This is a genomic window from Brevibacillus choshinensis, from assembly GCF_001420695.1.
In the GTDB taxonomy this organism is placed as follows: Bacteria; Bacillota; Bacilli; order Brevibacillales; family Brevibacillaceae; genus Brevibacillus; species Brevibacillus choshinensis.
Genome location: NZ_LJJB01000013.1, coordinates 1,478,548 through 1,502,361 on the forward strand (window position 1 = coordinate 1,478,548; position 23,814 = coordinate 1,502,361).

The following is a 23,814-nucleotide window of genomic DNA, read 5'->3' on the forward strand; positions in this document are numbered from 1 at the left end:
GACTCAAGCGTAGCATCGTTTCAAAATCTTGATAAGAACCCACTTTAATGTAGGGTACTTACTTAAAAGTAAGCATAAGCAGAAAGGGACAGGAATGCTGACTGTAAATGAGAAAAAGCTGCCAGGTCAAATCCCGTGGCAGCTTTTGTTATGAGTGCTTGAATTAGTGTACAAATTAATTGAACCATCTTTAAGAAGCAGGTTCTTCATATTTCCGCTTATTATGGTTTTCTCCCCAAGCACACATGACTTCTGCTACAGGAATCAATGTTTTGCCATATTCACTAAGGGAATATTCTACTTTTGGAGGGACGGTGGGGTAGACCGTTCTATCGATAATGCCCTCTCGTTCCAAGTCCCGTAGATGTTGTGAAAGCATTTTTTGAGAAACATCAGGTATAAGCTTTTCCAGATCGTTGAATCGCTTATTGGATTGTATCAAATGCCATAAAATCATTGGTTTCCATTTGCCACCTAGAACATGAATGATTGTCTCCACTGGACATTCAAGCTGATGAATCATTGATAAATCATCCCCTTACCTTTAAGTAAGTTCATTACCTTAAAGTATACACTTAACAAAAATTTACAGGATGTTTGCAATCCGGTCAACCAAATAAAGTTAATTCGAAACAGATGTCAGCAGAAAATAAAGTGTTAGACTGGATGTCTTTATACTTTATTTTTCCGGAACAGCTATTGTTGAGTGTGTGAATGCAGCTTACAACCTGTACATTGATATAATGGGGAGAAGACCTGCCCCTATGCTTGCAGATTATAAAGAACTTATCTCAAATAATTTTGTATTTATAGTCACAGACAGGGATGAATTAAAAGGTCTGATTGTAGGTCTGATTGTGCTAATTCCGAAGGATAATTACTTGTTGATCGAAAATGTGGCAGTCCACCCCACTTTCCAAGGACAGGGAATCGGACGCAAATTAATTGAGTTTGCTATGTCCTTTGCTAAAGAGGCATTATTTCAGGAAGTTCGCCTATACACAAACGAGTTTATGACTGAAAACCTCGCGTATTATCCCAAACTCGGATTTTTTGAATTGGGTCGCCGAACAGAAGATGGTTATAGACGTGTATATATGTCAAAACCTCTAATTCCTTATTAAACTAAACTACCCATTAGCGTAGAAAAGGCAGCCTGTTGTTAACGGCTGCCTTTATGTTTGAATAGTTGAGCTATCGAAGCCGTTAGCGTAACGGCATTCACGATTTGACGCCTACTTCAAAAAAAGGGAACAGGCCACCCTTGGCAGTCTGCTCCCTGGTTCTCTTTATTCCCTATTACTTTGACATAAAGGAGTAATAGAACATCACTTCGCTGCGACTTAATACCTGCAAACATTAAGTTGCTTTCCGTTTGTACGCGCGCATTGCAAATATATAAGCTACGAGCATAATTCCGACGCACCACGCAAGTGCGATCCATATATTATTGCCCACAGGCTGACCTGACAGAAGCGCACGGATTGCTTCCACGATTGAAGTCACCGGCTGGTTATCGGCAAAAGCGCGAACTACCTTCGGCATCGAATCGGTCGGCACAAAGGCCGAGCTGATAAACGGCAGGAAGATAAGCGGATAGGAAAATGCGCTTGCACCTTCCACCGATTTTCCGGACAATCCGGCAATCACCGCGATCCAAGTCAAAGCCAGTGTAAACAGCACGAGTATACCGGTTACGGCGAGCCATGGCAGGACCCCTGCCGACGAGCGAAAGCCCATAATGAGCGCTACGATAATGATGACGACAAGAGAAATGACGTTGGATACCAGCGAGGTCAGCACGTGCCCCCACAGCACGGCGGAACGCGCAATCGGCATGGAGTGGAACCGCTCAATGATGCCCCGCTGCTTATCCATAAACAGGCGGTATGCCGTATAGGATATACCGCTTGCAATCGCAATCAGCAAGATGCCGGGCAACAGGTAGTTCACATAGTTATCCGTACCGGTTTGGATTGCGCCACCAAACACATAGACAAAAAGCAGCATCATCGCAATCGGAGTGATGCAGACCGTGACGATGGTGTCCATGCTTCGGAAAATATGACGTATGGAACGTCCAAGCATCACGCTTATGTCGCTAAAAAAGTGACTCTTTACCGTCTCCATTTACATTGCCTCCTTTTTACCGATAATTGCGAGGAAAATCTCTTCCAATGAAGGTTGTTTTTCCACATACTCCACCTTTGCGGGCGGGAACAGCTTTTTCAGTTCCTGAAGCGTGCCATTGGCAATTATCCTGCCTTCATGCAAAATGGCAATTCGATCGGCTAGTTGTTCAGCCTCATCCAAATACTGAGTGGTCAGGAAAACCGTCGTTCCACCGTTGGCAAGCTCTTTAACAATCTTCCAGGCTTCAATGCGTGCCTCGGGGTCAAGCCCGGTGGTCGGCTCATCGAGGAAAATAAGCGGCGGTTTTCCGATCAGGCTCATGGCAATGTCGAGCCTGCGGCGCATACCGCCCGAATAGGTGGACACCTTGCGGTCGGAGGCGTCGTTCAAGCCGAAGCGATTCAGTAAATCATCCGCGACATGACGCGGATTTTTAAGGTGTCGCAGTTTGGCGATCATGATCAGATTTTCCCGCCCGGTCAATATCTCGTCCACGGCGGCAAATTGCCCGGTCAGACTGATCGCATGCCGCACATTCTCGGGTCTTGACGCGACGTCAAATCCGTTTACGGTGGCGGTGCCTCCGTCATGCTTGAGGAGCGTGGTGAGGATTCTGACAATCGTCGTCTTGCCCGCGCCGTTGGAGCCAAGCAGGGCGAAAATCTCACCTCGCTTCACTTCAAAATCGACGCCCTTTAGGACTTCTATGTCCTTGAAAGACTTTTGCAGCCCTTTCACTTGAATTGCTTTTTCCATCCCGATATCCCCCCTTTTACTTTTTTTTATCCGTAACCTTTTTCATTGCCTTGTTAACTTCTTGGTTAACAGATTCTTGATAGATGTCAGCATAAGTTTTTGAATCTTTGATTAGTTCGTCGCAAAAAGCCGCTACGTCACTGCCCGTCACATCGAGCACGCCTTTCCCCAAGGCCGCGCCCTCTTCAAAAAGATCGACAATCCCCGAGAGCAAACCCGTGCCGTCGGTTAGATCAACAGGGCCGACCTTAAAAAGATATTTTTGAATCTCTTTATAAACAATCTGATAATCCTGAGGGAGCGCTTTGACACGCGCTACGTGCGCTCGCCACTCTTTTTTGCCTTCGATGATATCTCGTATTTTCATTGTATCCTCCTCCTATTTACCTAATTTTTTAGCGATATTATTGTTGAGTTGTTCGCGCCACTTGTCGCGAACAGACTTAGCCCCTTCTTCGCCGGCCAGGGCTGAACAGAACCCTTTGATATCGTCACCCAAAACCTCTTGGACACTCTGACCGTCTGCAGCCGATTCTTCCAGCAGGCCAAGCACACCGTCAAGAATTGACATGAGGTTGCGACCGGTGAAATCTGCGTGCGGCCAAAGATTTACATTAATTTTTTCCCATGCCGATTGATAATCAGCCGGCAGCTTTTTGACTCGCGAATCAAAAATCTTAAATTCTTTAGTCATGTCGCTGCCGGTGATTTTTTCCCAGAAATTCATTATTCTTTCTCCTTTAACTCGTTAATTTTTGATGATACGAACTCCCATTTTTCCCAGAACCTTCGCAGCTCCTCACGCCCTGCGTCGTTGATTGCGAAAAATTTTCGCGGCGGTCCCATGTCGGAGGGTTTCTTGGTGATCTCCACCAACTTGTTTTTTTCAAGCCGGATCAGGATGGTGTATACCGTCCCCTCAACAACATCTGTAAAGCCTAGGGCGTTCAGCTGCCGAGTGATTTCGTAGCCGTAGGTTTCTTTGCGGCTTATAATTTCAAGGACACAGCCCTCAAGCACGCCTTTGAGCATTTCCGTTAGGTTTTCCAGCACAATCACCCCAAGCTATTCTGTATGACAGGTATGCAGTATTACTTACTACCGCTATAAAGTAACACGCAGTAGCTGGTTTGTCAATGGCGTTTGCTCTGGCACGGATTTTACATTTTCACTATCCTGCCCGTTCGTATTATGAGGTCAGCCAGTTTTTACTGGTTGACCATTTTTTATATAGTTCTACGATTACGGTAGCCGGGGTAGAACGTCCCTGCCCGTGGGGCATTGACCCCGTCCGCTAAACTGTTCACCCCCTACTTGTAGAAACATGTTTGAGGCTGGTTGGGACTTAGATCTCGTATAACAAGCGAAGCTATGATACTACAAGCAGGACTAGGGGTTACCGGCAAATTATCTTGGAAAAGGAGCGATACAATGAATCCAGTCGTTGGTCTGGATGTATCTAAAGGGGAAAGTCAAGTTCAAGCATTTTTAGACAAGGGTCAGCCATACGGAAAAAGCTTTAGCATTTCGCATACTCGCGAGGGACTAGATACTTTTCTTCACTTTCTCAAGAATGTAGAAAGTATAACTAGTAAACAACCTCCGGTTGTTTTGGAGTCAACTGGACATTATCAGACTCCAATTACTCAGTTTCTAGAAGAACAAAACTACTTATATATTGTGATAAACCCACTCATCTCTTATCAAGCGAAAAAATCAAGCTTACGCAAGGTCAAAACTGATGCAATCGATGCTTATCATTTATGTGAGCTGTATTACAAGGAGGAACTACAACCTCATAAGAAGAGAGGGTTACAGCTGTTAAACCTCCGTAATCTTACAAGACAGCACGAATCTCTAACCGATCTTTGCACGCAAGCAAAATTACAGTTCCATGCCATTTTAGACCAAGTATTCCCTGAGTTCAGAAGTGTATTTGGGGACTTGTTTTCAAAGGTATCCTTGCACATTTTACTAGAGTTCCCTACCTCGGAAGAGGTCTTAAAAGCTAGGGAATCTGAATTGACGGAACGAATCGCAGCTATATGTATCAGTCGTTCCAACGCTTGGGCCAAAGAAAAGGCGAAAAAAATAATGGATGCAGCAAGCCGCAATCCATTTCAAAAAGTTGTGTACGAAAGTCATTTGATTAGTCTTGAGATGTATATTCGTATCATTCTTCAATATCAAGAGCATCTGTCCAATTTAGAGCACCGAATTGATGCTCTCGCATCAGAAATTGAAGAATATAAGATTATCCAATCTATCCCTGGTATCGGAGAAAAAATCGCGGCAACGATTATCTCTGAAATTGGTGAGATAGAGCGGTTTAATCACCCTAAAAAACTTGTTGCCTTTGCCGGAATCGATCCCAGCGTGCATTCTTCTGGCAAGTTCACTGCAACAATTAATCGAATCACGAAAAGAGGTTCCAGCAGGCTGCGACATGCCTTATATATGGCTGTCCTATGCGGTATCAGGAGTTCACGCAATAAGAAACTAAAAGAGTTTTATGACAGAAAACGCGATGAAGGAAAGCCATTTAAAGTCACGGTCGTTGCTTGTGCGAACAAACTGATCCACTGGATTTTTACCCTCTTAAAGCGTAAAGAAACTTTCCTTGATCTTGCTTAATACCAATAAGCAACAATAGAGATAAATCCTTCCATCATTGCGACGGATGGTTATTTGCCATGCTCAATTTCAGTATAACAATTAAACATAAACACGTTTAATGAAAAATGTTGACATCCTATTAGCTGGTTTAGCGTAATGCCCCATCGTCAGTCTAATACTATATTTTCTCAGTCTAAGACATTATTTTCTTTGAACAAATGGAGGATCAACTCTTAAGCCTTCTTTCTTACGTAGCTGAGCAAGAACGCAAAAAAAAATAGACAACGTCAGGTTGAAGGAATTGCGGTAGCAAAAAATAACATTGTAAGGTTCGGAAGGCGAAAACAAGAGATCAACGCTGATTTCATACAGGTATATGCTGAATGGAAATCGGGAGCAATAACTGCAACGGAAAGAATGCAACGTCTTTCTAAAAGGCCAAACACCTTTTACAGACGGGTAAAGGAATATGTGAACAAGAACCTGGATAAGAAATTATAGTCAAGAAGCCGGTTAACCCCTATGGGTAACCGGCTTCTTTATTTGTGTTGCATCAATAGAAACACGCCAGAAGTAACATTCTGTGACTTGAAACGATTATCACCAGTATAAAAAAGACGCCCATGGCATCTCTAACATTTTCAAAGTGTATGCCTGTTATCAACTAACGATCCTGTTAATGCAGTAGTTCAATTTCCTTCTCCTAGATATACAGAAACTATATTTGAGTGTCCTCCAAACTTCGCGAGCAATTGTTCACGCATCTGTAAAGGATAGATATGATAATTCATCACATCAGAAATAGGTAACCACTCAATTCCGATCTGGTTTGGATCTGGAATTTCACTCTTGATGTCTATGATTTTCCTGTGGGGAGTACACTCAAAAATGAATTCGATTTGGTGAATACACAGTTCTTCGTCGATCCACTCACGTACAAAAAGTAGTTCACCAATCTTGACATGGATCCCTAATTCCTCCTGACATTCACGTTGAAGGTTTATATGGAGTGACTCTCCTTCTTCCTGACCACCACCTGGTAACGCGTAATATACTCTGTCCTTCTCCTTGTATTTCACAGCAAGAAAATGATCATCTTGGATCAATAGCGCTCTAGCAGCACTTCTAATCATATGGTCTCCTCACCCCGAATCTAAGCTACCGGTCCTTTAGTTAAGTATTGGCTACGGTATTACTTCCGGCAACCTCTTATTGTTTTTGTTCCGCTATTGAACCCCGTTAGTTCAAAGCTCCTTGTCCTCTATATATCAGCCGCTACTGCATTATTTGCGTTTTCATGCTCACATCATTTAATGCGACTAACCTTGCCTGTAAGACCTCATGTCCGGATTTTCCCCGATTTCTTTCTCCAGATCTTCCTCATTTAGAATATTTGGTCTCCAAAGTGATAAACCTATGTCTCGGAAATGATAGGTCCAACCTAGTTCTCTATCATCCCGATCATACTTTGATATCGTGTCAATCACGGCAACAAGTTGTTCTGCTTTCGTGTTAAATACATCGATAAAGTTAACCTTTTCATTGGAGTCATATTCTACCATAAACATATGCGTGAAATAGTTTCCAAACCGATCAGTTTGATGATAATCCTTTTTGTATTTCGCGTCATACTCTTCGATACACTCATTCACTTCGGCTATGGACGTGCCAAGCTTTATAGTTCCAATTCCTTGCCCTGGTTCGATTATTAATTTGCCCACCGATATACTCCTATCAGATTTCCAGACAATTTCATTCATCCAATTCTCTTCTAAACATACGCCATTGTTATTAAGCTATCCTTCCCGTAACTTAAGGCGGGGCTTCGATCAAATAAATTCAATATAGGTAAACAGCATAAGAAAGGAGTATACTATCATAAATGGTAAGAAAAACCACAAGCTGAGTTTCGTACGTTTTTATCAATTAAAAAACGAATGATCAACTCATGAAAGAGAGAACGATATGAAGAAAAATCTCCTGATCGCAATAAGCTTGTTCATCATGATTAGTGTATTGACAGGTTTCGATTCTGAATCAACCAACACTCTGCAACAGTCAGTAAAATCTAATCTTGTTCCTGTTTCAGAAATGGAGCTTCCTTCGAAAACCATCATCGGGTTTGGAGAAGCTACACATGGTAACAAGCAATTTACTACGCTAAAGTCAGATATTTTTAAGTATCTGGTGGAAGAACAAGGATATCGAGTATTTGCCATAGAAGGCGATTTCGGCGGAGGACAAAAGGTCAATGAATACATTTTAGGGGGCAGCGGAACCGCCCAAGATGCAGCAAAAGCTATCGGATTTACCATTTACAATACGGAAGAAATGGCTGCCCTTCTATCCTGGATGCGCTCCTATAATGAGCAGCAGGAAGCAAAAGATAAAATTCATTTTTATGGATTTGACATGCAACGCTATGACCATAACAAAAACGGGCTATTCTCCTATTTAAAAAAGATTGATCCGGCACTTGCTTCCAAGTATGGAATTTCACTTGCGAATCTGAATGATAAAACCGTGTATGATCAAAAGCAGGCCCACGTACAGGAGGGGCTCTCCCATATTATCAACTTGATAGAACGGATGAAAGAAAACAAATCCGTTTATATTGCAAAAAGCTCTGAGAAAGATTATGAGTTGGCTCTAGCCTTTGCCGAGGCTATCAAGCAAAATGCTACACTGCGCGGAACAAACGCGAATTATAACAATACCCGTGATCGCTTTATGGCGGAAAAAGTGCTATGGATTCTATCATTTGAAAAGAAATATTACAGTCGCGAAAACATATTCATAGCAGGACATAATGGACACATTGAAAAAACCTCCACTTCCATGGGAATAACGATCTGCATGGGAGCGTATCTCGCAAAAACCTTAGGGGATCAATATTATTCAATAGGAAGTGAATTCTACGAAAGCTCCTTTATTGCCAATGATGCCACTACCAATGAGCGAAAAGAGTTTTATGTAAAAAATAGTGGGAACGATCGGCTAGCTTTACTGTTTGCACATGCAAACATGAAGGATGGATTCCTGGACTTTGCAAAGGTAAGTCATGATGAAAATTTCACCGCATATCTGAATAGAGCTCAACCCATTAGTGCAATAGGGGCAGTCTTTAGTGGGTTGTATGGGAAAATGGAAAAGATGTATACGCTGCAGATGATTCCAGCAAAAGCTTTTGATGCAATCATTTTCGTGCGGACAGCTACTCCTTCGGTCATGATAACGGATTAACGGTGCCAATTGTCAGGCTTATGGGCTGATGGACCGCCATCCACGCCAGAAACCGCCGTTTTAAAGTAAACAGGATCGTTGCCCACCTACACCACTTTTGGGAAAGTAGACACTTTCGATGAGCCGGTCCATCTTCTTTCTTGTAAAATTGTTCGGAACACTTCTGCTTGGCCTTTTGCTTTACGCCGGTTTTTATCTGCTTCGTCATGCGGTCTCGTACCGCCTTGATGGACACATGCTACTCGGGGGATCGTCCTGTTTCTTTTTTCCGCTTCACTTCTCCTGCTAATGTGGGTTCCGGATGAGAAAAAACGGTTTAAAAAGCTTCTTGGCTTCTTGGAGAATTCAGGCTTGGTCCTCTTTTTTCTCTTCGCTTCGATCTTGATGGGATCGGGCACCTATCTGGCGATAAAAGATGGATCCTACGGACTCGCTGGAGGCGCGGCTGTGTTGTTTTTGGGTTCGGTCGTGTTGTTCGCCATGGCTGTGCTAGGCTCCTTCCAGAAGAAAACCGACGAGAGCGCGAAAAAATAGACCCAGGCGTTTCCAATCAAGAAAAAACCGGCTACTCACTGAAGTGCACCCCTTATAGTGGACATTGGAAAAAACACGAGTGTTTTAAACCGATGATTCCTATAGGGGGTGTTTTTCGTTATGGCAAAAATGGGGCAAAAGTTTACGAATTATAGTCATGAAATCAAGATGGAAGCAATTCGCTTGTACATGGAGGAAGGATGGTCTAATCGAAAGATAATGGAACATCTAGGGATCCCAGACAGAGGCCGAGTCACTACATGGACAAAGAAGTTCAAGCAGTTGGGTGAATTCGGCTTATTGGATCAGAGAGGTCGACGTGACGAATACATGGATCAAAATCGATATGTCCAAAAATTAGAGAGGGAGAATTCGATGCTAAAAAAGTGTTTACAAATTTGGATGCGGGAGGTGTCCAAGAGAAGTACAATGCCATCGTGAAATTGACTGAGTGGTACCATGTAACAGAGTTATGTAAGCTATTCGGGGTCTCTAGAAGTGGATTCTATGCTTACAGAAAGCGGAGTTCACAAGACAAAGACCTTGTAATTAAGGAGTTCATTCAAAAGATCTATAGCAAATATGATGGGAAATACGGATATCGTCAAACGCAGCTCTTTCTACTTCAAGACTACAAGATATGGGTTAACCACAAAAAGGTCCTACGCCTCATGCAAGAGATGGGACTACGCTCCCGAGTACGCCGTAAACATCGATGCAACTATGCTTCTTCTATAGGGACACGTGTAGTTGAAAACTTATTGCAACGGAAATTTCATGCCAACTTACCGAATCAAAAGTGGGTTACTGACGTAACCCAATATCGTATCGGAGATACATGGTTGTACCTGTCTGCCGTCAAGGATTTGTTTAATAACGAAATCGTGGCCTACCATCTAGCGCAGCGCAATGACAATGATCTTGTTTTGCAGACTTTCAAGAAAGCCTTTCAAAATAAAGAGGACATGTCTGGACTGATCGTTCACAGCGATCAGGGATTCCAGTACACGTCCTATGCGTATCACGACATGCTGCCAAAGGTTGGAGCCCAAATCAGCATGTCACGCCGAGGCAATTGTTACGACAATGCCTCTATGGAGAGCTTCTTCTCGCATCTCAAAACGGAAGCGCTCTACCCTTATGATATCCGAACAGTAGACGAGGCACAAAGGAGAATTGAGGAATATATCCATTTTTACAACTCTACGAGGCCACAAAGAAAATTAAACAAGCTGACGCCGATTGAGTACCGGCGCCAGCTTGCTGCTTAGCTCTTTTTTTAGTGTCCACTAAATGGGGTCTTGACCACACGTGTCCGGTTTTTTTTCTTGCAGAGATTACTCGATCAAGCAATTGGTCTTTATTCAGCTATCGAACCGTTGCGTAAGCCTGCTACATGGTTGTTTGCTTATACTCTACGGATCACTTTTTTGTTTTTTCCATTTTTAATTATTTGATTGAGTGTTACCTGCGATCCAAAAAGGAGTTCGAATGAACGCAAAGTGAGGTAATATCTTAAAGTTTGATTATTTTATTTTCTCATCGAATATACTAATCATTTAATCCCTTGCCATTGAGAATCTGCTGCATACATTTTTCAACCCTTGACTCTCGAGTTTTGGATTGTTTGGGTTCAGAAAAATAATGAATGTATGCTCTTTGCCGTCCCGGCGTCAATGCTTCAAAAGCAGTTTTTAAGGCAGGGATTTCATCGAATTTATTTTGAAATTCTTCAGGAATTATGAATTCTGTCGTCTTCTTAAAATTCACTTCCAAACCAGCTTTTTCAACTTCAATGGCTTCATAAATATAGGCTTTAAGGATGGTTTCCATTTCAACTATTTCTTGAACATTGGTGAACCGAATCTGGCGCGCCGCTTGTACATTCTCCGTCTGTTGGATTAGAATCCCATGGGCATCCTGTAACAAGGCACCTTTGTGAAACAGAAGCGCACAATATTCTTTAAATCCATGTATTAAAACTATGTTTTTTTTCTCAAACGTGTAACAAGGATGCATCCACTTAAATTCTTCGGTCAGCTCACAGTCAAGAACAATATTTCTCAACTTCTCATATTCTACCTTCCACTTTTTGGATTTACTTAAAAATTCATCAACCTTAGGATTCATTCTACTATTTGTCATCAAGGAACACTCCTCTTCCATTTTTCGATCAGCTGACAGTCAAGAATGTCTAGTCCTATTAAGTCTTTATTTTGTTGCATCAATAACTTTGAAATCAATCCGATCCAAATAATCTTTTGATCTTAACTTGGACAGTTCTATCATTTTAGGACTATAATCAAATGCAATAACATGTTTGCCTAATTCTGCCCAACCTTCTCGAAAGTTTTTGTTTCCGCACACGATCCCTAATATCGTTTGGCCTTTAACAGGATTTAGTAATTTTTCGATTTATGGCCTTATTAGTTCTCGGTGGAATTGGTTGCTTTTGTCACCTATGTAATTATCCTAATATTCCGCAATTTCATCCCATCTGGTTGGCGATTCGTCCGTTAACTCTTTCCACTCAGCCAAAAATGATTCACTCCTCTCATTACGACGATGAGTCACTAAGTAGTGAATTTCAACAACCCTCCATTACTATCCTTCCCTTTAGTTGAGTAAATGCCGTTCTTAAGGACAAACTGCCATCACTCATTATTTCGAGACTCAAGAAGAGCCCTTTCCCTTAGCGAGTGAGGAATGCGCTTATCCATTTTAGGTTCGTGTCATTTCAGAGGAATTTGAGGTTAAATATGTTTCTTCATAGGCAAAGCGGAAGAGGGAACGAACAAAACGAATACGGTGTCCTAAGCTGCTCGGCTTCAACTTGCTCAGATTGATTCGCTAAGTATTCCTTCAGCAAAGTGAAAGTAACCTCTGAAATAACCAGGTCGCCAAGTTCCGTCGCTAGCATCTTGTGTTGTAGAGCATATTCTTTTAATGTATTCGGACTAAACCTTAGGATTCGTTTATCAGCTTCATACAGTCGCCACAACTTACTTAAAATCATGACAAAACCTCCCATTAGAGCATTCATTCTAGTTTGCTTCAAATGGAAGGTTTTCAATTTGTCTAAAATAAAGTTCTCCAATAATTTAGCATTGGGAAAGGAGATGTTTTTGTACCGAATGCGTTTTTTGTACCGAATGCGGTTATTGTTCCAACACCTTTTCAAGCTCGGCGCACCATTTACCCCAGCCATACTTAGCGCCTTCGAATCCTTGAGCATTTGAGAATCCGGTTTGATCGAGATGAAGGTTAACCTTTCCGTCCCCTAAATCCTGCAGCGTCCAAGTTACCGTGTGCTTCTCCCCTCCGCTGGCCCAAGTATAGGACAAACGGTTTGGTGCGTCCACGATGAGCACTTCGCCGTCAATAATCCCATTCCACCATTCGGTTGGCTGCGTGCGGAACTGAAAACGGTGTCCTACGACGGGCTTAAAATCATTATCCATCGGCTGACCCGTGTGGATGTTGGCTACCCACTTGGCAAGCTTGCTTGAATCGGTTAAGGCGGACCAAAGCTTCTCGATCGGTGTCGTGTACTGAAAATCCAAGGATAATGTTAAACTCATTCTTCTTCCTCCTCTAATAGTTGGTTCAAGCGCAGCATATTCGCACTCCAGAACTTGCTGTAGAAAGCCACCCAATCTTGAATTTCTCTGAGCGGAGAGGCGTTTAGCCTAAACCGCGTTTCTCTACCGACTTTTCGGTCAAGCACCAGTCCGGCCTCTTTAAGGATTGTCAAATGCTTGGAAACCGCTGTACGGCCCATTTGAAAATGTGCCGTTAACTCATGAAGCGGTATCTCCTCTGCCTCTGCTAACAGATGAATCAGTCGGCGCCTAGTTGGATCTGCAATCGCGTCAAACACATCCCGCAACTGGTTGTTCTCGCTCATGGCACCCCCTCCAAAATATTATTTTCTGTAGTAGGAATCTTTACGTGGTACGAAGGGACAGCCGTTAATTTCACCACCTCCTTAAAGTATACGGCTCTTCGGACGTAGCGCCCACGAGGCGATATTTAGTGCAGCATATGAAAGCGGAAGGATAATATGAAACCCGTAATCACCATAATCGTTAGCAAACGCATGAGATAAAGCCGCACCAGTCATTAAAAAGAAGATACCAGCGTGAACCCATTCTTTAAGCCGCGGAAAACCTGGCACGACGAGAGCGATGGCTCCAAGCACTTTCCAAATCCCGAGAATGGTCAAGACGTATAATGGGTAACCAAGATTCGTCACTAACTCGAGGTTTCCCCCATATTGCATCAGTTGCCCGATACCACTTAACATAACAGCTGCTGTGAGTAGTAATGTGACTGACCAATAGGCAATTATTTTTCCTCGGGGCTGGGTTTCTACTCTCGCGGTTGTATCCGCACCGATAATCTTACTCATTTGTTTCCCCCTCATAATTGTTTCAAGTGAAACTTATTCAGGTTCCAAACTTTCCAAATGACTAACTCCTAATTGGACACCATTTGGTGTTGCTTTGATAATACGACACCATTCAGTGTCCTGTCAACATCATCTTTTAGTACCACATGAAAACCTAAGTCAGTGTATTTGTCCCCTGACTACATGCTAAAAAGCCTCGGCGCGTTAATGCCGAAGCTTTACGATTGTGACTCGGTTTTCTTTCTTCGATTAACTTATCATCTTGTATAAGGCTAAGGCCTGTTTTGGGGGGAAGCACCCCATTTCCAAATTCCACTTAATAGCGCTATTGCTTTGTTCGGACAAGCTTTAATCGTCCAAGTTATGCTTGTCCTTTTTCATTTCGAAAAAGGAGGATTGTCTTACTGAAGTCAGCGAGACAACCCATGATCATTCGACTTTTTGCCAATTTAATCGCGAACTTTTATCCCGCTCCAAATCTCTAATTCATTCCTTTCTGTTCGGAATTGACATAACCTGTCGTGATGAACAGAATGGACGATCGCTCTGTATTCTCCTTTCTTGGTTACGGCTCATCGCACTCCTCTAGACTTTATCGCTCTTTTCGCACTTGGTTTATTTGCTGCATGTCTGTTCAATTTCTTGCTAGGTGCAGGAACCTTGGTGTACGTATGCTTGGTGTTGGACGTAGTCGTTTTTTTGGTTTTATTCCCTACAGCTACTGTTCGTCTCGTTGAATTCGCAGGTTGTTTGGCAGACGATGCATTCACCGCTTTAATAGCCTGCTTTGCGATCTTTGCTATTCGTTGTAGCAAAGATGTAACTTTAGAAGAAGTGACATTCCTTTTCTTTCGTGCCTGCTGTTTTATTTGTGTAAGTGGTAGCGTTTTTTTTCTGGCGGAAGTTCTACTCGTACTCGCTGTTTTCTTTCGTACAGCCTTCTTGTTCGGCTTGGTCTGTTTGGCAAGATAAGGGGTAAGATCAATGACATTTTGTATAGGCGTCCTACGAGTTCTTACCTTGCTTCCTTCCGATGAATTGTTTACTCCTACGTTTGGTGACTCAGTAGTTGTTCTGCTCTTCCCAATGGATTGAGGATATGCTGTTGAGGGGTTTGCTTTATGTGATGCAGATTTGGACTTATCTTTTGTTGATTTTGCTTCTTTGGCTGATTTTTCTTCTTTAGCTGACTTTACTTCTTTAGCTGACTTTACTTCTTTAGCTGACTTTACTTCTTTAGCTGACTTTGCTTCTTTGGCTGATTTTGCTTCTTTAACTGACTTTACTTCTTTAGCTGACTTTGCTTCTTTGGCTGATTTTGCTTCTGTGGCTGACTTTACTTCTTTGGCTAAATTTGCCTCTTTAACTGACTTTACTTCTTTAGCTAAATTTGCTTCTGTGGCTGACTTTGCATCTTTTGGAGCAGATTTAGATTCAACTTTTACCGCTTTCGTTTCGGTTCCAGAGGATTTAGTGTCTTTAACATTTCTCTCTTTACTTGTATTTTTATCGAATGCTCCAGAATCAACATGGGGCAGTCTTACATCTTTGACTGAGGTACGACCATCTCCATCTGATTTCGGCTGCTCCTTCTTTTTGACCCTGATCTTCTCCGTTCGTTTGGTTGATTCCTCAGAGGCTGATATCGCCTTTTTTGATGCTGATCTTGATTCAACTTTTACCACTTTTTCTTCTTTGTCAGATGATTTAGCATCTCTTTGCTCTTTACTTGTTTGTTTATCGGATGTCCCTGAATCGCTGGGGGTCTTGCTAGCATCTACAACTGGTGTATGATCTTCGGCAGTAGATTTCGACTGCTTCTTTTTAACTTGGAATTTCTCTGTCCTTTTTTCTTCGGTTACGATCGTTTCCTCGTAGTTGGCTTTCTTTTGCGGTTCCAGGCTCCAGCTGTTTGGATCCCACTTGCTCTCGGAAGCCACTCGCTCTGGTTGCTCGGCTGCGACTTTTTGCTCGTAATTGCCTGGCATGTATTTACCTATATCGGATGCAAGCTCTGCTAAGGCTTGCGCTTTTGATTGATCGGTCGCGACCACCCGCTGCAGGATTGCATCTGCTTCTGTATTTAAAAAGGTGATGGGGTCGAAAAACATTTCCTTTAGATGCTTATAAAATTCATTCGGTACGGCCATGTCGATAAGCAGGACCTCGTAGGACTCGGCATCAAGAGGATTAGCCTGGTGATACGCATCGATCATGCCGCGCATCCAAGTCAAATCCCAGACGCCCATATCATCCATCGTGCTCGTAATCAGCTTGCGTAAATCTCGAAATGGCAGGTCGTATGACACACCGTCCAGATCGATGACCCAAAGTCCACCGGGACCATTCTGCCCGTTTGACCATCCATAATCTTGGTGGACCAATCCCCAGTAAGGTTCTCCCATTGCAACCATTCTCGGGTAGGCTGAGGCCCTCAAGCGATTCAATGCTTCCGCTGCCTGTTGCTCGTACTTGTCGACGACTGCCAGGATGGATGGGCTTGCGACAGTATCGCGGTAAGCATTTGCCATTTCTCTCATCCAGCCGATTTTTTTTGTGATCTTTGAGTAGTAATTCGGCCATCGATACAGACGGGAAGAGTTTTTGGCGCCAAAAGGAGGCACGTATCCCTTGGTATGCCGATGAAATTCACCAAGCCCGTAACACAACTCTTGCGCACCTATCAAATCTACTTTCGTTGCCGGCGTAAGATTGATCCAATCCGTAACGATCCAAAGCTTTCCACCCATCTCTACAAATAGTTTACCGTCTTTGGCCGGAATCAGAGTTGGTACCCGAGCACCTTGCTGCACCACATACTCTTGCAGTCCCACACTGAACAAACTTCGCTCTGGATTACGATGCAAAAGCTTCAGACTGCGAGGTCCCTTATCGGTCTCGATCCGCCAAATGGCTCCTCCTTTATCTGGCTTGGACGTAATCAGTGTACGAGAAGTAACCGTCATGTCGTATTGCTGGATGACCTGCTCTGCAATCGCATCTACTTCAGTCGGTACCTGCATATCCCAATCCAAAGGAGTCGGTTCAGAACCCACGCGAGTATCCCACGGTGTAATCAGATACTGTTCCATTCCATTCCCCCCCGGTACAAGTGGAAATACCTTACGAATTCCTAATAAAATATTCGCGCTATTGTGAACACGATACGGACAAATATCGTTGGGGATAAGCCAATTAAATTTGGTTTATTGACCTATAGAACCCGTTAGTTGAATAACATACGTAGCTCTCTGCTTTTCTTAATTTCTCTTTTGATAAGACACACTAGGCTCAGCTTTAAGGAAAGCAAGAGATTGGGCTTGTCTTAATTGTTTTTTTTTGGCAAGCGCCCATTCGTGGTAATGGGCAAACGCATAAGTATAAATCGTGTTCAATTGACAGAGCCAGAGTCTATATTTTTGCATTCTTAAAATAACGCAGATCTGTCTGCAGATCTGTATTGTACACCCCTAAAACACTCAATTGGAGGTACTGTATGACAGATGAATCCTTCGAGGTAGCACTTACCACTACAAAGTAGTACCCTCTCTCATGAATGATTAATTGACATCCCCACACGTTGAGGAATGAAAATACGAAGGGGCGTTCAAGTTGAATGATAAACACAGTCATTCATTGCGTTTTTTGAGAATTGCCGATTACCCAAGCCATACACACAGTTATGACACTCAAACGACCGTAAGTGGTCATCATCGCCATCGATTGTTTGGAAGAACGTCGCTTCCACAAGGATTCGAATATCAACACACGCATTATTATGAAGGCACTACATCGTTTGACGACGGACACATTACGGCCAGGTTTTCGTCTTGAAAATAGATTAGCTTCGTGCCCCCGCTTTACATAATTTCATTACTGATCGACTCCTTTTTAGCAAATCGTGTGTTGTGTTAAATCAGCTGTTAATAGTGCGTCATACTATCACCTGATCACAGTTTGATTTCCTTAAAACTAGGCGATAATGAAAAAAGTGATCGGAATACTACTGGAGGAATTACCATGACTAACTATCAAGCTGGAAAAATTGCTTTTACGGATTTTGGAGGTCACTTGATCCTAAATATGTTAGAGTATGAAGACTGCTCCCCTCCCAAAAAGCCTATCAGCAAGACTCCTCCTGAAAGAGAACACAAGGGAAGTAATCGTGTTTCATCCGAATTACCGATGTGTTAATCTGTCGAAGCCCATCATAAGATTCCATCTTTAGTGGAATATCTAAATCAATGTCTTTACACCAAGGAGGTCAATGATGGGTACGTTTTACGAAAAATATGGTGGAGAAGATACAATCTCTAAGGTGGTTGACTACTTTTATGACTTGGTTTTGGCTGATGATACCGTGAACCATTTTTTTAAGAACACCGATATGGATAAACAGCGAAGGCATCAAACAAAGTTCATCAGCTATGCCCTAGGTGGTCCTAATAAATATTCCGGCCAGTCGATGGCAAAGGTGCACGAAGGAATGAATCTGCAGCCAGCTCACTTTGATGCAATTGTTAAGCATTTGCATTCGGCCCTTACCCACTTTGGTGTAAGTGAAGGAGATATTGACGATGCTTTAACCAAAGTCGGATCGTTAAGGGAAGATATTCTTTACAAATAATTCTTTACAAATAATGCTTTACCAATCATCAGGCCTATTTAAGGGCCTTTTTTTAATAACTACTGAGTTAAATACCGTTTTCAATGTGGTAGAATGCCGATATACCTTTAATAGAGTGATTAGTAATGATACAAAAACATGAGGTTATCGACTTATTCATAACTGCATGTCCCTCCTATAAAGAACGATGGCTCCAATATGTTAGTGAATCTTACGAAGATGTTGAGGAGCATCTACTATATGTCGATTACCTTGTCCTTTCTTCCATTGCACTCCATCTAATTTGGACATACTTCAAATAGTTAGGAGGTTGAACCATATGGAACAAGATGAGTCAAAGAAAACAATGCGCTTTTGGATATTTACAGGCATAGTTGCAATTGCAGCCTCTCAGATACCGATGTTATTGAAAAAGGGAAACCACCAGGAAGATGACCAAACACAAGAGCAACAAAAGAAAAAACCTAAATGGACGCTGATCCTAATTGGGGTAGTTTTACTTTGCCTTCTTCTCTGGTTATTCGATTACTTGATTTAGTGCTCAAAAGTCCATACGAAATTATAGTTACCCTCATACGTTGATAAAAAGCCGATTATAAGGAGATGTGGCAATGAGTGAATTTCTCCGTCAGCTAGATCTAATTACCGATATCAGCGTATTGGAAACGATGAGAGAAGAATTAGCCACTAAGGCCTACACTGCTGAATTGACTTGGCAAGATCGGATTTTTATTAATGAAAAAATTCAAGTAATAGTTTGTCGGTTAATGAATCTCGAACGAAATTAACGCTCATTACACTCGCCCTTGCATAAACAGCAAGGGATTTTTTGAAGATAACTTTGCTTTAACCTTGGTGCTCTTCGTCCTTTTAGTAATTGTTGCTTGTAGTTGCGAGTAATTTTCAATGTTTATGGGCGGCTTTATAAGCTGCCCTTTTTTTAAAACAGAAAAGTACTTGGTACCGCCTATTTAACATAATTTAGCTTGTGTTTAATACAAACGTTTTTCATTTGTCCTCGTTAGAGATAAGCAAAGGCTGCCGTAATAATACCGGCAGCCTCTGTTTGTTCCGCTATCGAACCCGTAATTTAAGATATAAGCAAGTAACCCTACCTATCAGATATGCCTGGTTTCCATCCTACTTCCTGAGACCAAGCATATGCTTTTTTTATAATACTCCAAACGATTGGCCCTTTTCCTTCAACATATTTCGGGCGTTCATTCCTATAAAGCTCCATTAATTGATGTTTTTCTTTAGCGTACGTTAAACAATCCGAAGGGTGTAACCGTAAATAATCTCTAAAGAGTAAAGTGATTTGTTCTGAAAAACTACCGGCTTGTCTTACGTGAATATGAGTTCTTCGATTGCCCGGTAGCTCCCGAAAATACCTCTTAGTTTTGTCCGGATTCTCTTCCCGTAAAATGAACCCTACTTTTTCAATATGGGTCTTATAAGCTAATATATCATCGTAATTCAATACAGATATTTGGATGTCAATGATTGGCTTTGCATCCAAACCAACAACCGAAGTTGAGCCTACATGATCAATTCGAATAGCCGTATCTCCCAAAGAAGATCTTAGCTTTGAAGCGATATCATTGAACAGACTTTTCCATTCAGGGTCATGCTTAGATATCCTCCATTGATCCTCCATAGTAATCTCCTTTGATTGTAGATGTTTTTAGAAACTCATATCAAATTTACCATAAATCGGTGAACCTTATTAAGCATAGCTGCCCGTTAGCGTAGAAAAGGCAGCCGGTTGTTAACGGCTGCCTTCATGTTTGGATTGTTGAGCTATCGAACCCCGTTAGCAAAATAAATGGCTATGTTAAACCTTAATGTTGATTTTGGGTATAAAGTTAACCGCCTTCTGAGGAGGGCGGTTAATTGAGCGTCTCGTTAGTTGAGTCCACAATGGCTTTCTATTGAGACAACTTCAGGATAAATTCTTCAACTTCCTCAGCTCGTGAATTGGAGTATCCCTTGTCTTCCCCTTTTATCTCAAAGCCACACTTTTCTAATACGCGAATGGAAGCAATGTTATCCTTCGCCGCACGAGCATAAAGGGGGCGAATGGTTATACAATCCAGAAATTGAGAGAGTGCTTCAGTCGCGACACCTTTCCCCCAGTATTCACGTCCGATCCAGTAGCTGACTTCCCGTTCACCGAACTGTTCAAAGCTTGAGACATGTCCAGCCACATTTCCACTATAAATTACCGTCTTTTTTATTATCGTCTCATTGTTTAAAATCTTCTCCCAATGTGCCTTAAAAGCGACCTTATCCGACGGGTCCTTAGCAGTAAAGGCGGCCATAAAATTTGCAGTCGTGTCCAACTGCTGTTCAAAAAAAATCGACAGGTCATCTTCGATTACGTCACGCAACATCATCATGATTTCCATATTACACCTCATTAAGGTAAAAATTTTTACAATCCACAGATTAATTTAGACATTTATATTGAAGTATTCTCCCGTTTGTTCAACAAGAAAAAGCCGACCGTCGAAGTTTGCTATTCGTTTCTTTCACTGTTAACAGGCAAGAAATGACCAACATATTTTTCTTATTCGACGTAGTATTCTCATATTCCTTGCTGTCCAAATAACGAAACCACGCTAAATAATGTTGCAAATACTTGGTTGCAACTCCATAAAATCGGTCAATCCAACGCTTCAATCGGCTATGATAGCTGTTTACATTTTGAATATGATAGACTCCTTTAACACGTTGTTTCCCATCGGACTTAAATCGGTAGTGGTCTAAACCTTTCGATTTTGCATAGGAGCTGAATGCCCGCCATGAATCGGTACAAAGCACATTTGATTCGGACAAATAATTACCAATTGAATCATTCAATTTGGGTGTACGTATACGTCCACGACCAAGTACGCCAGAGAAAGTCATCTTCTGACGGTCACGGGCAACCAATACACATATTTGATCGTTACTGATGCCGCGGTATTTAGCCTTGCCACCACGTTTACGGGGTTTACGGTCGGAGATGTTCCTTTTACCCTTTTCAGAAAACAAGATATAAGTTTCATCCATTTCGACGATTCCCTGAAACGGTTCTGTCGGAATTTGTTTCAATGCGGCAAGAATCTTATGCCGCCAGTAAAACAAATTTACATGTGTTACTTCATCATGCAATATCTCGGCACATTTTCTTAGCGAAAAACCCTCAATCATACATTCGATGAATCGAACCCAAAGGTGTGGTTTTCTGGTGCGTTGAAGAGGAGTGTTAGTAAAATCGTTAAACGTTTGTTGGCATGATTTACAACGGTAACGTTGCCTTTTGACTTCTCCAGTACGTGTTTTAATCACGTATTTTCCAAATCGCACAACCGAATGACTGTTGCAATGGGGGCAAATCAGACCTTCTTTATGTTTCTGTTCCTGAATTTCATCAATTACATGGATTGGTGTCGTCATTCCCTTGGTACGGGATTGCAGAAAGTATATAAGTTCTTGTTTGCCGCTATCGTCCAAAGCGTCAGCTAGTTTCTTCAATTGCTTTAGATCCAAAGGTTAATCATCTCCAAACCAAGATGTTAACCTATTATAGAACAAACGTTCGTAATTTTCAAATATCAACAGCGTAATTTAACATAGCCAAATAAATAAGACTTTTTGATACGTAAAACCGAAATTATTTCATTAGCACATTTCGAGGTCTTGTAATTGTTGGCATCAACAACCCATCGTAAAAATCCTCTTCTCCGAAAGCTGTATTCCACGGACGCAAAGCATAATATGCTTCTGCTAAATCAGTTAAAATACCTGTCGAAAACGAACGTGCACCCACCATACTTTCCCCACGATGAACGTCAGGAACATCAAGTTTTGTAATTTTCACAGGGGCATCCCCGATGATTTTCCATATAAAACTATCTAGACACTCGGAACCCACGTTTAGGACTGAAATAACAGGTGAAGAAATGACTTTTTCTATGGGGAGGTTTTCTCTGCTCTTGCAATCAAACAGAGCACAATTAGGACTTCTGTACTTTTCCCATAGAATTTGCCCGAAGGAATAAGTGTCGTCGGATAAGGGAATGGAAAAAACATCGCCCACTTTCCATTTCTGTGGTTTAGGTCGTTTCCAATTCAGCAATGTGTGTCTAATTTTATCTATGTATTCCTGGTCAATTTCATTGCGATTTTCGTCTATTGCAAGTTCATTGATAATAAGTGCTACTTGAAGAATTTCTTCTCCTCTTTTTGAGCTTGCGTGGATAAACACACAGCCACTTTCATAATCGGTTTTGACCTTTTTAGACAAATCATTATTCAAACCTTTTAGCCTTGCTCTAAGTTTTTTTATCGCTTGTTGGTTAGTCTCAACTCCGAATTCATCCGCCAAACTTTGTGCAATCATGAAAGTTGACATAGTATAATCAGGTAAATGAATCTTAACAAAGCCAATTTCAACAGATAATTCTTGAATTAACATCCTATCCAAATTATTTCCCACCTAATATTTAAGGTTTTCAATTATTAATATCCGAAGTGAAGTCAACCTTTATTCAACTCTCCTGCTAGTTAGCGTAGAAAAGGCAGCCGGTTATTAATCAGCTGCCTTTTCTCATTGATATTAAACTATCGAACCCGTTAGCGTAACAAGGTATTATGAATAAAATCCCTTATTGCTATTGCAATTTGTTCAGGCTGTTCTTCCGCTGAAAAATGTCCGCAATTTTCGATGATCTTGGCATTGATATTTAGCAGTCCGTTTTCTCTAAATCCGGCAAGGTATTTTTCAATATTTGTGTATTCATCCGATCCTCGCAAGTAAAGAACCGGCGTTGACACCATAACATTTTTTGACGCGGCATTATCCTTTTCATCCTCAAGGAAACTTCTGTATAAATCAAACCCTGCTTTCAATGCGTCTAAACGGGAATAGGCTTCGACATATGATTTCCTGCGGGCATCACTCATTCTCTTGCCTTTTCCGGCTAACACATCATAGAAAAAGGAGAAATAAGGGAGTTCTTTGCCTGAAATCAGTATCTCTGGCAATTCAGGTACGTTATGAAATGCAAAATGCCAGATGTAAGGATTACTTTTCACCTCGTTCCACGGATCAACACCGGGAATGGCAACATTCATAATCACCGCGCGAGCAAGCTTGTCAGGAAAGCTTTTTAAGAAAGCATACGTTACCTGGCCTCCAGCATCACACCCGACTAAAGTGACATCACGCAAATTCATATAATCCACAATCCCTCGAACATACTCGGCTATATTGCGTTTGCTGTATGACTGCAAAGGAATTACTGAATCCCCGATACCGGGGATGTCAATAGCGATAACATGATACTCTTCGGCAAGCCTATTCATCACGCCTTCAAATTCAAGCCAGCAAGTCGGCCAACCGTGGATAAAAAATACTGTCGGCTTTGATATGGAACCGGCTTCGACCACATGGATCGGGACCTCTTTGACAATTACTTCACGGTGTGTGAACAAACCTTCTCACTCC

Annotated in this window: 32 protein-coding genes and 2 pseudogenes; 14 read left to right on the top strand and 20 right to left on the bottom strand. The window is 41.9% G+C overall.

Going from position 1 to position 23,814, the window contains the following annotated elements; genetic code table 11:
* Nucleotides 1-190: 190 nt before the first annotated feature.
* On the bottom strand, nucleotides 191-523 hold the full coding sequence (locus tag AN963_RS27430; protein ID WP_055747654.1) for a winged helix-turn-helix transcriptional regulator: 333 nt from the start codon (nucleotides 521-523) through the stop codon (nucleotides 191-193).
* Nucleotides 524-764: 241 nt separating this feature from the next.
* On the opposite strand from AN963_RS27430, the gene AN963_RS27435 reads away from it, so the two are divergent.
* Nucleotides 765-1,124 carry a GNAT family N-acetyltransferase gene (locus AN963_RS27435; RefSeq protein ID WP_055747655.1) on the top strand — a complete coding sequence of 120 codons (360 nt, stop codon included), beginning with the start codon at nucleotides 765-767 and terminating at the stop codon, nucleotides 1,122-1,124.
* Nucleotides 1,125-1,359: 235 nt separating this feature from the next.
* On the opposite strand, the gene AN963_RS27440 is transcribed toward AN963_RS27435, so the two are convergent.
* The 5 genes from AN963_RS27440 to AN963_RS27460 are packed head-to-tail and all read right to left on the bottom strand — an operon-like array spanning nucleotide 1,360 to nucleotide 3,921.
* Entirely contained in the window at nucleotides 1,360-2,130 is a 771-nt protein-coding gene (locus tag AN963_RS27440) for an ABC transporter permease (protein WP_055747656.1), read from the bottom strand.
* Nucleotides 2,131-2,889, bottom strand: a complete 759-nt coding sequence (locus AN963_RS27445) for an ABC transporter ATP-binding protein (RefSeq protein ID WP_055747657.1) — start codon at nucleotides 2,887-2,889, stop codon at nucleotides 2,131-2,133. It abuts the gene before it with no gap.
* Between the two features lie 16 nt (nucleotides 2,890-2,905).
* Complete coding sequence (locus tag AN963_RS27450; protein ID WP_055747658.1) at nucleotides 2,906-3,256, bottom strand: DUF1048 domain-containing protein; 351 nt, start codon at nucleotides 3,254-3,256, stop codon at nucleotides 2,906-2,908.
* A gap of 12 nt (nucleotides 3,257-3,268) precedes the next feature.
* Nucleotides 3,269-3,616: a DUF1048 domain-containing protein gene (locus tag AN963_RS27455; RefSeq protein WP_055747659.1), complete on the bottom strand. Its 348-nt coding sequence runs from the start codon at nucleotides 3,614-3,616 to the stop codon at nucleotides 3,269-3,271.
* Nucleotides 3,616-3,921: a PadR family transcriptional regulator gene (locus AN963_RS27460; protein ID WP_327980569.1), complete on the bottom strand. Its 306-nt coding sequence runs from the start codon at nucleotides 3,919-3,921 to the stop codon at nucleotides 3,616-3,618. The genes AN963_RS27455 and AN963_RS27460 overlap by 1 nt, the downstream gene beginning before the upstream one ends.
* A gap of 104 nt (nucleotides 3,922-4,025) precedes the next feature.
* On the opposite strand from AN963_RS27460, the gene AN963_RS32185 reads away from it, so the two are divergent.
* From AN963_RS32185 to AN963_RS32610, 3 genes and pseudogenes are all read left to right on the top strand, one after another.
* On the top strand, nucleotides 4,026-4,187 hold the full coding sequence (locus tag AN963_RS32185; RefSeq protein ID WP_236708108.1) for a hypothetical protein: 162 nt from the start codon (nucleotides 4,026-4,028) through the stop codon (nucleotides 4,185-4,187).
* 133 nt (nucleotides 4,188-4,320) lie between these two features.
* Nucleotides 4,321-5,523, top strand: a complete 1,203-nt coding sequence (locus tag AN963_RS27465; protein ID WP_055744536.1) for an IS110 family RNA-guided transposase — start codon at nucleotides 4,321-4,323, stop codon at nucleotides 5,521-5,523.
* A gap of 200 nt (nucleotides 5,524-5,723) precedes the next feature.
* A pseudogene (locus AN963_RS32610) lies at nucleotides 5,724-6,006 on the top strand (recombinase family protein); the annotation flags it as partial.
* Between the two features lie 188 nt (nucleotides 6,007-6,194).
* On the opposite strand, the gene AN963_RS27470 reads toward AN963_RS32610, so the two are convergent.
* Both AN963_RS27470 and AN963_RS27475 read right to left on the bottom strand, forming a co-directional pair.
* On the bottom strand, nucleotides 6,195-6,638 hold the full coding sequence (locus AN963_RS27470) for an NUDIX domain-containing protein (protein WP_055747661.1): 444 nt from the start codon (nucleotides 6,636-6,638) through the stop codon (nucleotides 6,195-6,197).
* 186 nt (nucleotides 6,639-6,824) lie between these two features.
* Nucleotides 6,825-7,265, bottom strand: coding sequence for a hypothetical protein (locus AN963_RS27475; RefSeq protein WP_055747662.1), 441 nt, complete (start codon nucleotides 7,263-7,265; stop codon nucleotides 6,825-6,827).
* Between the two features lie 205 nt (nucleotides 7,266-7,470).
* Between AN963_RS27475 and AN963_RS27480 the strand changes: the two genes are divergently transcribed.
* From AN963_RS27480 to AN963_RS27500, 4 genes are all read left to right on the top strand, one after another.
* Nucleotides 7,471-8,748 carry an erythromycin esterase family protein gene (locus tag AN963_RS27480; RefSeq protein ID WP_055747663.1) on the top strand — a complete coding sequence of 426 codons (1,278 nt, stop codon included), beginning with the start codon at nucleotides 7,471-7,473 and terminating at the stop codon, nucleotides 8,746-8,748.
* A gap of 351 nt (nucleotides 8,749-9,099) precedes the next feature.
* Nucleotides 9,100-9,282 (top strand): hypothetical protein, encoded by a 183-nt coding sequence (locus AN963_RS27490; protein WP_055747665.1) that lies wholly within the window; start codon nucleotides 9,100-9,102, stop codon nucleotides 9,280-9,282.
* A gap of 168 nt (nucleotides 9,283-9,450) precedes the next feature.
* A complete protein-coding gene (locus AN963_RS27495; RefSeq protein ID WP_269084401.1) occupies nucleotides 9,451-9,723 on the top strand; it encodes a helix-turn-helix domain-containing protein in 273 nt (90 codons plus the stop codon).
* A complete protein-coding gene (locus tag AN963_RS27500) occupies nucleotides 9,720-10,553 on the top strand; it encodes an IS3 family transposase (RefSeq protein ID WP_161827248.1) in 834 nt (277 codons plus the stop codon). The genes AN963_RS27495 and AN963_RS27500 overlap by 4 nt, the downstream gene beginning before the upstream one ends.
* A gap of 280 nt (nucleotides 10,554-10,833) precedes the next feature.
* Here AN963_RS27500 and AN963_RS27505 read toward each other — a convergent pair whose 3' ends face one another.
* From AN963_RS27505 to AN963_RS32620, 7 genes and pseudogenes are all read right to left on the bottom strand, one after another.
* Nucleotides 10,834-11,427, bottom strand: coding sequence for a YdeI/OmpD-associated family protein (locus AN963_RS27505; RefSeq protein ID WP_055747666.1), 594 nt, complete (start codon nucleotides 11,425-11,427; stop codon nucleotides 10,834-10,836).
* Between the two features lie 66 nt (nucleotides 11,428-11,493).
* Nucleotides 11,494-11,649 carry a methyltransferase domain-containing protein gene (locus tag AN963_RS32615; protein ID WP_161827309.1) on the bottom strand — a complete coding sequence of 52 codons (156 nt, stop codon included), beginning with the start codon at nucleotides 11,647-11,649 and terminating at the stop codon, nucleotides 11,494-11,496.
* A 400-nt stretch (nucleotides 11,650-12,049) separates the two neighbouring features.
* Entirely contained in the window at nucleotides 12,050-12,298 is a 249-nt protein-coding gene (locus AN963_RS27510) for an integrase (protein ID WP_236708109.1), read from the bottom strand.
* Between the two features lie 142 nt (nucleotides 12,299-12,440).
* Nucleotides 12,441-12,863: an SRPBCC family protein gene (locus AN963_RS27515; RefSeq protein WP_055747667.1), complete on the bottom strand. Its 423-nt coding sequence runs from the start codon at nucleotides 12,861-12,863 to the stop codon at nucleotides 12,441-12,443.
* A complete protein-coding gene (locus AN963_RS27520) occupies nucleotides 12,860-13,189 on the bottom strand; it encodes an ArsR/SmtB family transcription factor (protein WP_055747668.1) in 330 nt (109 codons plus the stop codon). Before AN963_RS27520 ends, AN963_RS27515 begins: the two co-directional genes overlap by 4 nt.
* 81 nt (nucleotides 13,190-13,270) lie before the next feature.
* Nucleotides 13,271-13,693, bottom strand: a complete 423-nt coding sequence (locus tag AN963_RS27525; protein WP_055747669.1) for a DoxX family protein — start codon at nucleotides 13,691-13,693, stop codon at nucleotides 13,271-13,273.
* Nucleotides 13,694-15,659: 1,966 nt separating this feature from the next.
* Nucleotides 15,660-16,785 (bottom strand): annotated as a pseudogene (locus tag AN963_RS32620) (CotS family spore coat protein); the annotation flags it as partial.
* Nucleotides 16,786-17,305: 520 nt separating this feature from the next.
* Between AN963_RS32620 and AN963_RS32405 the strand changes: the two are divergent.
* The 6 genes from AN963_RS32405 (at nucleotide 17,306) to AN963_RS30640 (ending at nucleotide 19,220) form a co-directional block, all read left to right on the top strand.
* Complete coding sequence (locus AN963_RS32405) at nucleotides 17,306-17,527, top strand: YmaF family protein (protein WP_330218859.1); 222 nt, start codon at nucleotides 17,306-17,308, stop codon at nucleotides 17,525-17,527.
* Between the two features lie 186 nt (nucleotides 17,528-17,713).
* Nucleotides 17,714-17,887 carry a hypothetical protein gene (locus AN963_RS31285; RefSeq protein WP_161827310.1) on the top strand — a complete coding sequence of 58 codons (174 nt, stop codon included), beginning with the start codon at nucleotides 17,714-17,716 and terminating at the stop codon, nucleotides 17,885-17,887.
* A 76-nt stretch (nucleotides 17,888-17,963) separates the two neighbouring features.
* Nucleotides 17,964-18,320 carry a group I truncated hemoglobin gene (locus tag AN963_RS27535; protein WP_055747670.1) on the top strand — a complete coding sequence of 119 codons (357 nt, stop codon included), beginning with the start codon at nucleotides 17,964-17,966 and terminating at the stop codon, nucleotides 18,318-18,320.
* A gap of 319 nt (nucleotides 18,321-18,639) precedes the next feature.
* Nucleotides 18,640-18,858, top strand: a complete 219-nt coding sequence (locus tag AN963_RS27540; RefSeq protein ID WP_055747671.1) for a hypothetical protein — start codon at nucleotides 18,640-18,642, stop codon at nucleotides 18,856-18,858.
* Nucleotides 18,859-18,931: 73 nt separating this feature from the next.
* Nucleotides 18,932-19,108: a hypothetical protein gene (locus tag AN963_RS31290; protein WP_161827311.1), complete on the top strand. Its 177-nt coding sequence runs from the start codon at nucleotides 18,932-18,934 to the stop codon at nucleotides 19,106-19,108.
* A 22-nt stretch (nucleotides 19,109-19,130) separates the two neighbouring features.
* Nucleotides 19,131-19,220: a YjcZ family sporulation protein gene (locus AN963_RS30640; protein ID WP_152985745.1), complete on the top strand. Its 90-nt coding sequence runs from the start codon at nucleotides 19,131-19,133 to the stop codon at nucleotides 19,218-19,220.
* 211 nt (nucleotides 19,221-19,431) lie between these two features.
* Here the strand turns inward: AN963_RS30640 and AN963_RS27545 are convergent, their stop codons facing one another.
* From AN963_RS27545 to AN963_RS27565, 5 genes are all read right to left on the bottom strand, one after another.
* Complete coding sequence (locus AN963_RS27545; RefSeq protein ID WP_055747672.1) at nucleotides 19,432-19,977, bottom strand: GrpB family protein; 546 nt, start codon at nucleotides 19,975-19,977, stop codon at nucleotides 19,432-19,434.
* A 271-nt stretch (nucleotides 19,978-20,248) separates the two neighbouring features.
* Nucleotides 20,249-20,728: a GNAT family N-acetyltransferase gene (locus AN963_RS27550; protein ID WP_236708110.1), complete on the bottom strand. Its 480-nt coding sequence runs from the start codon at nucleotides 20,726-20,728 to the stop codon at nucleotides 20,249-20,251.
* A gap of 79 nt (nucleotides 20,729-20,807) precedes the next feature.
* On the bottom strand, nucleotides 20,808-21,854 hold the full coding sequence (locus AN963_RS27555) for an IS1595 family transposase (protein WP_055747674.1): 1,047 nt from the start codon (nucleotides 21,852-21,854) through the stop codon (nucleotides 20,808-20,810).
* A gap of 124 nt (nucleotides 21,855-21,978) precedes the next feature.
* Nucleotides 21,979-22,782: an Imm26 family immunity protein gene (locus tag AN963_RS27560; RefSeq protein WP_236708134.1), complete on the bottom strand. Its 804-nt coding sequence runs from the start codon at nucleotides 22,780-22,782 to the stop codon at nucleotides 21,979-21,981.
* A 158-nt stretch (nucleotides 22,783-22,940) separates the two neighbouring features.
* Nucleotides 22,941-23,801: an alpha/beta fold hydrolase gene (locus tag AN963_RS27565; RefSeq protein ID WP_055747676.1), complete on the bottom strand. Its 861-nt coding sequence runs from the start codon at nucleotides 23,799-23,801 to the stop codon at nucleotides 22,941-22,943.
* Nucleotides 23,802-23,814: the final 13 nt, after the last annotated feature.